At 61.7% G+C, this 13,444-nt stretch carries 5 protein-coding genes and 1 tRNA gene; 2 read left to right on the top strand and 4 right to left on the bottom strand.

Annotation, left to right across the window (positions count from 1 at the left end; all coding sequences use genetic code 11):
* Positions 1 to 136: 136 nt before the first annotated feature.
* Positions 137 to 4,759, bottom strand: a complete 4,623-nt coding sequence (gene traA, locus FHX10_RS21685; protein ID WP_184390192.1) for a Ti-type conjugative transfer relaxase TraA — start codon at positions 4,757 to 4,759, stop codon at positions 137 to 139.
* Positions 4,760 to 5,083: 324 nt separating this feature from the next.
* Here traA and FHX10_RS21680 point away from each other — a divergent pair, with 324 nt between their 5' ends.
* Positions 5,084 to 6,097, top strand: coding sequence for a nucleotidyltransferase and HEPN domain-containing protein (locus FHX10_RS21680; RefSeq protein ID WP_132575709.1), 1,014 nt, complete (start codon positions 5,084 to 5,086; stop codon positions 6,095 to 6,097).
* A gap of 273 nt (positions 6,098 to 6,370) precedes the next feature.
* Here FHX10_RS21680 and FHX10_RS21675 read toward each other — a convergent pair.
* Positions 6,371 to 6,447: transfer RNA gene (locus FHX10_RS21675), tRNA-His, on the bottom strand.
* A 131-nt stretch (positions 6,448 to 6,578) separates the two neighbouring features.
* The gene (locus FHX10_RS21670) at positions 6,579 to 7,028 is read right to left on the bottom strand and encodes a phasin (protein ID WP_063476357.1); all 450 of its coding nucleotides are present in this window, start codon (positions 7,026 to 7,028) and stop codon (positions 6,579 to 6,581) included.
* 214 nt (positions 7,029 to 7,242) lie between these two features.
* Here FHX10_RS21670 and FHX10_RS21665 point away from each other — a divergent pair, with 214 nt between their 5' ends.
* On the top strand, positions 7,243 to 11,115 hold the full coding sequence (locus tag FHX10_RS21665; protein WP_132575711.1) for an ATP-binding protein: 3,873 nt from the start codon (positions 7,243 to 7,245) through the stop codon (positions 11,113 to 11,115).
* A gap of 242 nt (positions 11,116 to 11,357) precedes the next feature.
* On the opposite strand, the gene FHX10_RS21660 is transcribed toward FHX10_RS21665, so the two are convergent.
* Positions 11,358 to 13,310: an acetoacetate--CoA ligase gene (locus FHX10_RS21660; RefSeq protein ID WP_132575713.1), complete on the bottom strand. Its 1,953-nt coding sequence runs from the start codon at positions 13,308 to 13,310 to the stop codon at positions 11,358 to 11,360.
* Positions 13,311 to 13,444: the final 134 nt, after the last annotated feature.

Raw genomic sequence — 13,444 nt, 5'->3', positions numbered from 1 at the left:
TGCGTTTTGCTCGCCTGGCTTGCGATGCCTTCTTTGTAGTCCGTTTCCCTCTCAGGGCAATACAACGGAACAATCCCGGCCAAGACCGATCTCTTCTTGGAATCAGATCAACGAATAATGGCCTCTGTTGTTTTGTTTAGCCATTCATATCAACGCCGCGGCCGCGGTTGACAGCCCGCTGGCGGCGTTCCGACATGATCTTCTCGCTGCTCTCCCTGCGAACGGTCTGCTGCAGGACCTTCAGCCTGTCCTGCATCGCCTCGAAGGCGTGGCGCTGCGTCGGCGGCACACGGTTGATGAGATCCCTCTCTCCTCGGACGATGGCATTGCGGCCGAAGCGCTCGTCGAGCGCCGCGCTAATGGCAGCGAACTCTCGGCGAATGCTGGGATCAAGAACAGCAGCCGATGCATTCCGCTTGCGGCCGTCGTTCTTCGCCTCGGCAGTCAGCCACATGAGCGCTTCTTCCGCCGCCTTCGACAGGCCGGGAATGGCAACCGCCATGCGCCGTCGCTCTTCGGCGATCGCCTGGCGCTCGGCATCGAGGGCGCCGGCATAGGCCGCACCGAGCGATCGTAGCCAAGCGGCGGCTTCGGGCACGGCCTGCGCAGCGTCTCTGCGCTCCCGGCCGGCGGCCAGCATCCGATCCATCAGGCGATCGGAGCCACGCAGCGCACCATAGGCGGCCGGGTCATTGGTCACTGCAGCAGAGATGCGGTCGGCGGCAAAACCTTTGACAAGCAGCTCTTCGATCTTCTCGACAGCGCCAGCCGGATCGCGCCAGATCGTTGACGCCACGTCGGCTAGCGCTGCTCGCTGCTGGCGATAGAGAGGGCCGGCCAGAGCACGCGATCTCGCCTCTTCCTCGATCGGAGTCTTGAACTCGGTGACGGCGGCAAGCATGGGGATATTCTCCTTCTGCGGATCGGCACTGGCGCTGGCGACGATCTTCGAACGATCCCGCCGTTCGGCGAGATGCTGCTCCTCGGCAAAACGCTTCACGGCCTCGAACAGCCGGGTCAGCTTCTCGCCCCTGGTGCCTGTGAAGTCTTCCGGCATACGCTCGACGATGTTGCGTTCGGCAACCGTATCGGCCTTGGATGTGAAGGCGCTCCAACCGAAGCGGGCGCTGAGCGCCTCGCTGACGGCCTTGATCTCCTGCACGATCGAGGGGTCTTCGGCGGCGAATGCAAAGGCCGTCTTGTAGGCATCGTCCCCTCCCTGCTTGCGCACCGCCTCGATCTCGACGAGACGTGCCACCGCCTTTCTGGAGAGCGCTGGGATCGACAATGACATATGCGCGCGGCGCTGGTGCTCGCGGCTTTCGAACCGCTCGGCGTTTCTGCGGAACTCTGTGGCGTGGGCGCGGGCGAGCGGCAGCAGTTCCGTCAATGCCGCGGTCGCAATGCTGCGCTCGTCACGTGCGGCGCAACCGTCTATCATAAGGTCGGAACCCCGCAGGCGGCCGATCCGATCCGGTGCAATAGCAAGATCGTCGGCGAGCCTGCGGGGTTCGTTGCTCGTATCCGATGCCAGGGCGTTCAGGGCGACCAGTGCCGCCTCCGGCTCACGATAGATCTTCTCCAGCAGCGGCCGCAGGATTGCTTCCCGCTCCTTCCAGGCCGGCGAGGAAAGCTGCGCCTGCCGCGCATCCTCCTCCACGCTTCTGGCAAAAGCAGTGTCGGGCGGCATCAGATATCGGCCGCGGCCAACATCTGTCTCCGAGACGGTGTGTGTCTCAGTGCGCTCCTCATTGTACGAGACACGTCGTTCCCGCTCGATCGCAAATCCCAGCGCAACGCTCGCCCTTTCCCAGAGCTTTGCCACCTGCCGGCGCTTATCGGCAATCCACGCGAGCCGCCGCGAGACGTCCTCCTCCATCCCGGCTGCGACGAGAGAGAGATGATCGAGGCCGCGGCGGCGGGCAAAATCGTCGGCATGTGCCCGGTACCCGGCCTCGCTTTCGAAATCGAGCGTCGTCGTCTTGGCGCCGGAGCGCGACAGGCGTTCAACGAGTTGTTTGAACAGTTCCGGCCGATGGCTTTCCTGCTCGATACGCTCCCGGCGCGCTTCGGCGGTTTCGACCCGTTTGGCGGTCCAGACGTTGCGGTCGACTTCTCTTTCCTCGAAGTGCTTCTGCCCGGTCTGCTCGTCGATGATGGGAACCTGGACTTTGACCCGCTCCACCCCGTCCTTGCGCAGGGTCACCGTGTCGCCCTCTAAGACACCGGCATCCTCCAACGCCTTCGGCAGGCTCACGCCCCAAAGACGATGGACGGCTCCGTCATCCGTCTTCACATCGGCATAGGGGCTATCGTCGGCATCCTCGTCATTCGGCCGGAACTTGGCTTGTCCGGTTTCCACGAGTTCGCCGGTGACACCGGCAGCATGATCGGCACGCAGCTTGCGGCCCCATTCGGGCTTTGCTTCAAAATCTTCCTTCGCGGCATAGAGATCGGCACGATGGCGATGCCGGGTCATCGACACATAGGTCAGGTGCTGGTCCATCATGCCGGTGGCAAGAACGAAGGTCCGGTCGACGGTCGAGCCTTGAGATTTGTGGATGGTCGCGGCGTAGCCGTGATCGACATTGCGATAACTGTTCTCGCTGATGACGACATCGCAGCCATTGTCGAGACGCACCGAAAGCAAGACCTCGCCCCGCTTTTCGCCGGTGGATACGACCGTCCCCAGCATGCCGTTCTTGACGTATTGCGGACCGAGACGCATTGCGCGCGCTTCGACGAAGCGGGCATTTGCCAGAAAGATGATGCGGTCGCCGGTGGCGAATTCCCGCGCGCCGCGTTCGGTCTGGAATGCGCGGCTCTCACCCAGCGCCCCCTCGCCTGCCATCACAGATCGCAGTTCCTCGTTCAGACGTTTGACGTCCTGATTGGTGTGGGCGAGCACGAGAAGCTCATCACCGCGAAGACGGCCATCATTGCCGGCAGCTGTTGAGTCCTGGACCGCCTGTTTGCGCGCCGCCGTCCAGTCGCTGACAATGCGGCCGATGACGTCGTCCCGCGTGTCTGCCTCGACCAGATGACCCTGCTGCGCATAGGCATCAAGACCTTTCCCAATCTCGCCACGCGCAAAATGCCGCGACGCCTCGCGCGACCACGGCTCGCGCTGGCGGCGCACGCCGCCAAGTTCGGCAAAACCGATCCGCTCGGTAATCGCCCGGAACGCCGCCCCCGCCTGGATCGGCTGCAATTGCATCGCATCGCCGACCAGCACGAGTTTCGCTCCCGCTTCCTCGACGAGCTTCAGCACGCGGGCCATCTGCTGCGACGACACCATGCCGGCTTCGTCGACAACCACCACATGGCCGCGGTGAAGCGTCTCCTGTCCATTGGCCCAGGCCAGCTCCCAGGCGGCGAGTGTACGCGATCTGATGCCGGAGCTGTCTTCCAGACCCTCGGCGGCTTTGCCCGCAAGGGCCGCACCAATGACCTGGCGGCCTTGACTTTCCCAGGCGAGCCGTGCCGCGGCAAGCAAGGTCGACTTACCGGCGCCGGCAAGACCGACCACGGCGGCAATACCATTGTCCCGCGTGACATGATGGACGGCGTCCACCTGCTCCGGGTCGAGCCGGAAGGACTTTTCCGGGTCTTGAGTTTCGACGTTTCTGATCGCAGCGGCGACCGCCCGGTCGGAAACGGCAAAACCGCGACGTTCCACCAGAACCTGCGCCGACTGCGCCATGTCATATTCGATGCGAAGGATCTCGCGCGTGGTGAAAACGGCGGGTTCCACTGCCTTCCCCGTTTCGGCATCGACCTGCTGCGGCTTCAGCATGATGAGATCGTCCGACGCCATCAACCGCGCCCGGATATTGGCGAAGTCTGCGGGATCGTCGACATAGCGATGCAGCCCCTTGGCGATATCGCGCTCGTCGAAGGTGGAGCGCTCATTGCTCAACTGCTTCAGCAGGAGCTCCGGCTCGGCGAGCAGCCGGTCGGCCATCTCCTGGCGACGGGCAAGATCGGCCGGTGCAAAATACATCTCGACACCCCCGCGGGAGAGTGCTGCCTTCTCCGGGCCCAGATGTCTTTGTGCGATACCATCGAGGCCCTGCTCGGCATAAGAGCGGCCGTCAAGACGGATGTCATGGCCGGCGAGCGCCAGATGCCGGCTGGCCGTCTCCGCCCAGGCAATCTTCCACGCCTGCAAGGTCTCCTTGTCGCCGCCCCAGGACTTATACACAATCCGACCCGTTAGCCGCCCAGGCGTGACAAATCGCAATGGCTCGCCATTTTCTCCCAAGATCGGAGCATGTTTTGGCCCGAAGCCCTCCTCCGTCAGCGGTCTCACGGTCGTCAGCAGATGGATATGCGGATTGCCGTCTTTATCGTGGTAGACCCAGTCGGCGACCATTCCCGCTCTTGTGAAATTATCCCGCACGAATTCGCGCACCAGCGCGATGTTCTCGGCCCGCGTCAGTTCCTCCGGCAGCGCGATGATCAGCTCGCGCGCCAGCCGCGCGTTTGCCAGTTTCTCGAAAGCTTCAACCGCATTCCACAGCACTTCGCTGGCGCCGGCAACGGAATACCCCTCGACCGCGGACTGCAGCCAATCCGGCGTTTGATCCGGCAGCGCCAGTTCCTCGTGCACCAGCTCCGACGCGCCGCCCCGATAGCTGAACGACGTGCCGGCCTGTTCGTCCATCATCCTAGTGCGATGACGATAGGCGGCGGCCGAGACGATGTTGCGTCCCGCTCCCCTGCTGATGACCTGCGCTCTGACGAACATGATCGCCATGATTGTCCTCGCATATTCGGAGCAGTTGCACCAACGAGCGACATCGCTCTGTCACAGACAGTTATACCGAACGACAAACGCCCTCCGCGCGTGTCTCCGGTCTCTTTCGCGCGGGTCCATATCACCGCGACAAATAAGCGATTTAACTGACTTATACAAGATAGTAAAAGCAGAAATTGTTTCCTGCTTTGTTCGCCCTGACGCACGGTGTTCCAACTACGCCACATTCAGACGATGCCTGTTCCTAAATGATTGATTTTTTTCTTAATCGCCAACGCGGTTTGGCAACTTGATGGGAGATAAGGGCAAAACGGCAGTTGAGCGGTGCTAAATTTGCCAGTAGACGATATTGGATCTTTCGCCTATCGATGGCTTATGAAATCGTCGCTCGATCATATGCCGCTTCGCAAGCAACGAGAACTCGGCCGGGTCCTTGAAATCCTCCACGAGGAATTCGAGGACGCGTTAAAAGAAGGCACGGCCGATTTCAAGAAGCGCGGCCGGATCCTGAAGATTATCCTGTTCGGCTCCTACGCCAAGGGCGGCTGGGTCGATGAACCCTTCACCATGAAGGGGTATCGCTCCGATTTTGATCTCTTGATCATCGTCAACAATCGCAAACTCTGCGAATTCGCCGAGTACTGGTACAAGGCCGCCGACCGGTTGATCCACGAGACCTCGATCGAAACGCCGGTGAGCTTCATCGTCCATTCCAGGCGCGAGGTGAACACCCACCTGAAGGAGGGGCAATACTTCTTCTCCGACATTCGCAAGGAAGGCATCGTTCTCTACGAACTGGACGATGAGGCGCTGGCCGAGCCCGAGCCACTTTCGACCGAGGATCGGCTTCGCGTCGCGAAGGAGCATTTTGAGCAAAGGTTTGCCGAAGCCAGCGCCTTTCTGAGAACAGCTGAATTTCAACTCGGCAAGTCGATAAGGACCGGGGACGCCTGGTCAAACCTGTCCGCATTCAGCTTGCATCAAGCACTCGAACAAGCCTATTCCTGTGTTCTGCTCACTCTGACCAATTACGGCCCACCGTCGCATAACATCAAGTTCCTGCGCTCACTCGCAGAAGAGCAGGATCGCCGTCTGGCAGAAGCCTTTCCGCGTGATCAACACAAGGAACGCGCGTGGTTCAATACGTTGAATGAGGCCTATGTTAAGGCGCGCTATTCGAAACATTTCGAAATCAGCGAGGAGGCGCTCGGCTGGCTCGCAGTGCAAACTGCGTTACTAATCGAACTGGTCGAGACGGTTTGCAAAGGACACCTGGACATGCTTAACGGAATGCTTGGGAGCGACATAACCAAACGAGATTCGCTGTCATGCGGTTGACCAACTGCGTGATGGAATTCGGCATCTCGGGCACGGACCGGTAACATAATCCACCTACCAGAGCCGGTCGAGGTGATGATCACCTCTGAAAGAAAGCCGCATTGAGTGCCAGAAAGGTCAGTGAAGTGCTGATCAAGCGCTTGGCCAGAGAAATGCGCGTGCCGTCAAACAAAAGACTTTGGGAACGATCGACGGCCCGTTCGGCACGAGGTTGTCACCCATGTGTTAGGTACGGTTTGTTACCTATGTCTCCGGTATGGACAAAAGGAAAGATGGTACGGTTGGGGGGTCTCGAACCTCCGACCTCAGGTGCCACAAACCTGCGCTCTAACCAACTGAGCTACAACCGCATAAATCTCGCTCGGCGCGATGGGGGTCACATACGAGGACTTGGCGATGAATTCAAGCCCCATTCCTCGTCAATATACAAAAAGGCTGGACGCGAGGTCCAGCCTTTTGTCTGCGATCGGTAAAAGACCGATCAGGCGACCTTGAAGGAAGCCAGGGCCTTTTCGGCGGCGTCCTTGGAAGGCTTTGCGAGCTTTTCGGCCACCTGCTTGGTGGTTTCCTGGATCGACTTCGCCTGCTCGACAGTGAGTTCGGCCTGCTTGCGGATGAAGGAGGTCTGCAGTTCGAAGAATTCGGCGGCGGACTTGACGCCGAGCAGCGCTTCGAAGTGCGACAGCGAGTTCTCGGAATTGACGCGCAGGATGTCGATCGCCTTCAGGCCGATCTCAACGCTGCCGGCCTGAGCCGTCTGGACGGTGGCTTCGAGCGTCTTGCCGGCTTCCTCGCCAGCGGTCTTCAGCTTGGCATAGGCATCCTTCGACTGCTGGGCGCCCTTTTCGGCGAAATCACGGAAGGATTCGGCGAACTTGGACGGGTCGAAAGAAGCAATTGAAAAAACGTCATCGGTCTTTATGGTAGCCATGGGTCGCATCCTTTGGGCTGAGGCAGTCGCTGCCTTCGATAGTTGGGATGATGCTTATATAAGACATATCATTGTGCATTGCAACAATTATTGTGCAATGCACAAGACGTTAACCTTTCCGGCCGAAAACACCCTGCTCTTCTGGACCGGCATGCCACCCGCAGTTATTAATAAGCCGTTAATTTAAGAAGGCCGACAGCGACAAGGTTCGAACATGCCCGCAGTCCAATATCCGTTCATCGATATCGCCGTGCATGCACGGGTGCGGGAACGCTTTTCACGCGGCGAGGCGATGGTGCTGTTTTCGGCCGATCTTGCCCGCCTGCTCTGGGCAAACGGCGCAGGTGCGGAGCTTTTCGGCCATTCGGCGGTCTATGACCTGCTCGACCAGGGCGTCGACCGGGGCGACATTACCTTCCGCCAGCTGGAAACGGCCGCGCGCCAGCTTTCCGATATCGGTGACAACAGAAGCCTGATGATCCGCGTCGCCAAGGGCTTCCAGCGCGCCCAAGTGCAGGCGGCGGCCGAACTGATCCGGCTCTCCTCAGGCGAAAAGGCCATCCTGTTTTCGGTGCCGGTCTCGGCCAAGCCATTGGCGGCCGGCGCCTCGGCGGCGCAGATGCTGCAAGGGCTTGATGATCCCGATACGCATATGGCGGTGATCGGCGCCAATGGCGAAGTCATCGCCGCTTCGCCGGGTTTTGCGTCGCTCGGCATATCAGAGCAGACCGCAAAGACCTTGATCAATCTTGCCGGCGCCCATCCCGACCGGCTGGTGAAGCGTCCCGTCGCCACCACCAGAGGCAATCTTCCGGCCGCCTTCGGCAAGCTCAGCGACGAGCCGGCGCTCCATCTGCTTTTTGCCGTGGAGGCCGCGATCGGCGATCTCGACCCGATCGATGCCCCCGCGCTCGACCCGTTCGATGCGCCCGCGCAGGAAGAAAGCGTGCCGCCCGCCGAACTGCTTCAGGACGAGCCTGCCGTCGCCACCGGCTTTACCGAGATTATCGACGCGGTCTCGGGGATCGAAGAGGTCGAGGAGACGCTCGAGGACATCACCGGCGAAAGCGAACAGCCGGCCGAGACAGCAGCGGCATCCGCAGACGAGGCAGTCGAGGAGGCAGGTCTCCCCGGACATGCCGAGTTGGAGAGTGACGTCGGTGTGATCGACAGCAGCGCGGATGAGGCCGACAAGCCTGCCGCGACCATCGAGGACGACCTTGCCTCCCTCACCGAGACGGTGGAAACGGCCGTGGCGGAGCCGTCTGCCGAAACCCGCGAAACGCCTATCGAAGATGCGCCGGAAGCGGTTCATGAAGAGTTCGCCATCGCAACGCCTGTGGTCCCCGACGCTGCCCCTGCCCCTGAGCTTGCGGCTGAGCCCGGCTTCGTCTTCAGGCCGAACAGCCGCGCCACGCGCTTCGTCTGGAAGATCGACGCCGATGGCTGCTTCACCGAGGTCAGCCACGAATTTGCCGAGGCCGTCGGTCCACATGCATCCCACATCATCGGCTCGGCCTTCGGCGATGTCGCCGCCCTTTTCAATCTCGATCCGGACGGCAAGCTTTCCGAGGCGCTCGCGCGCCGCGACACATGGTCGGGCAAGACGATCCTCTGGCCGGTCGAAGGCACCAGCCTCGTCGTTCCGGTCGATCTGGCAGCACTGCCGACCTATACCCGCAACCGCGACTTCGACGGCTTTCGCGGCTTCGGCGTCGTCCGGCTTTCGGATGCGCAGGAAGATCCGCTGGCGCTCGGCCTGACGCTTGGCCCCGATGGTATCGGCCATGATGCAGCAAGCCTCGAGCCGGTTGCCGACGTGGCCGATGAAGCGGAAGCCGCGTCCGAGGAGGTCCCGGCCGAAACCATCGTGTCGGAAGAGATCGACGTCCAGGCGTTTGCGGCAGCCGAGCCAGAGACACCGGAGACCGAAGAGACGGGATCGGAAAAGATCACGGCCGAAGAGGCGATCGCCGAGACGTCAGCGCCGGAGAATACAGTAGAAGAACAGGCGACGGGCGCCGACGAAGCACCTGCCGCCGAGCCGGCAGCGGATCTTTCGGACGAGCCGCCGGCGCTTCGCATTGCCGAGACGCCCAATCGCCGTTTCTCCGATAAGATCGTTCAGCTCCACAATACCAGCGCCGGGCTGACGGCCGCCGAACAGGCGAATTTCCGTGAGATTGCCAAGCGCCTGGAAGCCTTCGGCACGCGCAAGGAAGAGCCCGCCGCTCCAGCGCCGATGGAACCCGCAGCCCCGGCGTCGGCGGCACCTACCGTGACGGCGGCGGTGGAATCCGCCGTCGCGGAAATGGCGAGCTTCGAAGGGGCCTCTGGACATGAAGAGTCCGAGGCCGAAACTCCCGGCGACAAGGCTGGCATCGCCTCGCCCGAGGACATCGCGCCGCAAGAGGCGATCTTCGAGAATGCCGTCGAGGCCGAGCGCGAAGACGATGTCGTCGCCGAGGAGCCGGCTGTTATCGCCGAAGACGAGGCGACGGAAGGACTTGAGGAGACGGTCAGCCAGATCGAGGTTCTCACAAGCTTCATCCCGCCGCGCGTCAAGATGACCGACGGGCTTTCGGTGGGAACGGTCGACCAACTGCCTGTCGCCGTGCTCATCCATATCGGCGATGCGCTGATCCATGCCAATCCGGAATTCATGCGGCTGACGGGCTATGCTTCGCTCGACGCATTGCGCGAGGTGGGCGGCATCGAAGCCCTGCTGCAGCGCCGCGAACTCGAGGAGAAGGCGGCCGGCTCCAGCACCATGATGCTGGTCAAGGCCGATGACACGCTGGCGCCGGTGACCGCCCGGCTGCAATCGGTGCGCTGGGAAGATGCCAACGCGTTGATGCTGGCGCTGATGCCGGTCGAAGGCAAGGATGACAGCCGCAGTGAAGCAAGCCGCTCCGAGGGCCGTTTCGAAGCCCGTCCCGAGCGGATGGTCGAGAAGGTCGCCAAGCTTCAGGTCGAAGTGGAGGAATTGCGCTCGATCCTGGAAACGGCGACCGACGGCGTCGTCGTCATCGGCACGGAGGGCGACATCCGCTCGATGAACCGGTCGGCGAGCGCGCTTTTCAATTACGACGAGCAGGAGACGCGCGGCAAACCCTTCGTCATGCTGTTTGCCCATGAGAGCCAGAAGGCGGTCCTCGACTATCTGAACGGCCTCTCCGGCCATGGTGTGGCCAGCGTGCTGAACGACGGACGCGAAGTGATCGGCCGCGAGGCGGCCGGCGGCTTCGTGCCGCTGTTCATGACCATGGGCCAGCTCACCTCCTCCAATGGCTACTGCGCCGTCATCCGCGATATCACCCAGTGGAAGCGCACCGAAGACGAGTTGCGCAACGCCAAGGGTGCGGCCGAAACCGCCAACGCCCACAAGACCGATTTCCTCGCCCGCGTCAGCCACGAGATCCGCACGCCGCTCAATGCGATTATCGGCTTTTCCGATATGATGGCGGGCGAGCGCTTCGGGCCGATCGGCCATCCCCGTTATATCGAATATGCCAACGACATCGGCCGCTCCGGCCGGCACGTCCTCGATATCGTCAACGATCTGCTCGACATTTCGAAGATCGAGGCGGGCGAGATGGACCTCGATTTTGCCGCTGTCGGCCTCAACGAGGCGGTTTCCGAAGCCGTGGCGCTGGTGCAGCCGCAGGCGAACGGCCAGCGCGTCATCATCCGCACGGCGCTGTCGCATGCGGTGCCCGAAGTCGTGGCGGATCTGCGCTCGATCAAGCAGATCGCACTCAACATCCTGTCGAACGCCATCCGCTTCACCCCGTCGGGCGGGCAGATCGTCGTTTCCACCTCCTACGAGGCCAATGGCAGCGTTGTCTTGAGGGTCCGCGATACCGGCATCGGCATGACGCGCAGTGAACTCGACCAGGCGATGAAGCCGTTCCGGCAGGTCTCCTCGACCCAGTCGCGCCACCGCGGCGACGGCACCGGGCTCGGCCTGCCGCTGACCAAGGCGATGGTCGATGCCAACCGGGCGGTGTTCTCGATCAATTCGGCGCCGAACGAGGGCACCCTCGTCGAGATCACCTTCCCGTCGCAGCGGGTGCTGGCGGGCTGATCAGCGCAAAAGGAAAGCGATCACCATAAAGAAAAGGCAGCCCGGAGGCTGCCTTGAAAATTGGTGCTGTTCAACAAGAGCTCAGTCGATCAACGTCATGTTGTTGTAAGCCCTGGGGCTTCAGGCCGCCTCGTTCATGTGCGACCCCTAAGTTAGCTTTACATTTGACAAACCTTTCTTAACGAAAGGTTTCCATGACAGGCGATTGATGGAGGGTGAAAGCTTGTAGCTTGCGATCGCCATCAATCCTTCAGTTCGCTCAAACCGGCGAAGAGCCGCAGCGCCTCGGGATTGGCGAGCGCTTCCTGATTTTTGACCGGCCTGTTGTGCACGACCTCGCGCACAGCAAGTTCGACGATCTTGCCGGATTTGGTGCGGGGAATATCGGCAACCGCAATGATCTTTGCCGGCACATGCCGCGGCGAGGCGCCGGTGCGGACCCGCGTCTTGATCGCCTTGACGAGATCCTCGGTCAGCGTCACACCGGAAGCAAGGCGCACGAAGAGGATGACGCGCACGTCGTCATCCCACTCCTGGCCGATGCACAGCGCCTCGGCCACCTCCTCCATCTGCTCCACCTGATTGTAGATCTCGGCCGTGCCGATGCGCACGCCGCCGGGATTGAGCGTCGCATCCGAACGGCCGTGGATGATCAGGCCGCCATGCTCCGTCCATTCGGCGAAATCGCCGTGGCACCAGACATTGTCGAACCGGTCAAAATAGGCGGCGCGATACTTGGCGCCATCGGGATCGTTCCAGAACATCACCGGCATCGAAGGGAAGGCCTTGGTGCAGACGAGTTCACCCTTCTCCCCGCGCACCGGCTTGCCGTCATCGTTCCAGACATCGACTGCAAGACCGAGGCCGGCCCCCTGGATCTCGCCGCGCCAGACCGGCTGCAGCGGATTGCCGAGCACGAAGCAAGAGACGATGTCGGTGCCGCCAGAAATCGAGGCGAGCTGGACATCCGCCTTGATGCCCTCATAGACGAAGGTGAACCCCTCAGGCGACAGCGGCGAGCCGGTGGAGGTCATCAGCCGCAGGCTGGAGAGATCGTGGCTTGCGCGCGGCGTCAGCCCGCCCTTGCGCACCGCATCGATATATTTCGCCGAAGTGCCGAAGATCGCGAATTTTTCGGCCTCGGCATAGTCGAACAGCACGTTGCCATCGGGCGCGAAGGGCGAGCCGTCGAACAGGCAGAGCGTTGCGCCGCTGGCAAGGCCGCTGACCAGCCAGTTCCACATCATCCAGCCGCAGGTGGTGAAGTAGAACAGCTTCTCCCCCGCTTCCAGGCCGCAATGCAGCCGCTGCTCCTTGAGGTGCTGCAGCAGCGTGCCGCCGGCCGAATGCACGATGCATTTCGGCACGCCTGTCGTGCCTGAAGAAAACAGGATGTAGAGCGGATGCGCGAAGGCAAGCGGCGTAAACTCGACCTCCCTTGCCTCATAGGGCGCGACAAAGGCCTCGAGCGTCGAAGCCCCCGGCGTCTTGCCCGCCACCGCCTCCGCATCGCCGGCGTAGTGGACGATGACCGTCGGGACATCCAGGCTTTTGGCAACCGTGGCGACCTTGGCGCCGACATCCTGCAGCTTGCCGGAATACCAATAGGCATCGCAGGCGATGAAGAGCTTGGGGCCGATCTGGCCGAAGCGGTCGAGCACGCCCTGCTCGCCGAAATCGGGAGAGCAGGACGACCATATGGCGCCGATCGAGGCGGCAGCGAGCATGGCGGCGACGGTCTCCGGCATGTTCGGCATCATCGCGGCGATGCGGTCGCCCTTGCCGATGCCGCGGGCCGCGAAGGCCTGCTGCAGCTTCGAGACCAGCGCGCGCAGCCGGTCCCACGACCAGCGATCCTCAGCCTTGTCCTCGCCGCGGAAGATGATGGCCTCGCCTTCACCGCGGCACGACAACAGATTTTCGGCGAAGTTCAGCGTCGCATCGGGAAAGAAGCGGGCCTCCAGCATGCGGTCGCCATTGGCAAGCACCTCTGCGCCGCGTTCTCCCTTCACGCCGCAGAAATCCCAGACGGTCGACCAGAAATTCTCCCGCTCGGCCACCGACCATGCATGCAGATCCTCAAAGCCCGAAAGAGAAAGCCCGAAATCGGCATTGCAACGCTCGATGAAGGCATGGATCGGGCTTCCGGCAACGGCGGCGTCCGAAGGTACCCAAAGTGGTCTGTTATCCTGCATTCAATCCTCCTCCCCAATGCCGTCTTTATATCATGCTGCATTGCATTATAAAGTGCGGAACCGACGTGATCCGTCGCCTATCGCATCGTCTTTTGCGCCTTTTGAAAAGACGCGCGGCATTGTATGGGATTTGC

This window comes from Rhizobium sp. BK591, from assembly GCF_014195045.1.
GTDB classification, from domain to species: domain Bacteria; phylum Pseudomonadota; class Alphaproteobacteria; order Rhizobiales; family Rhizobiaceae; genus Rhizobium; species Rhizobium anhuiense.
The sequence above is the reverse complement of the archived record's forward strand: the minus strand, read 5'-3'. Positions and strand labels throughout refer to the sequence as shown.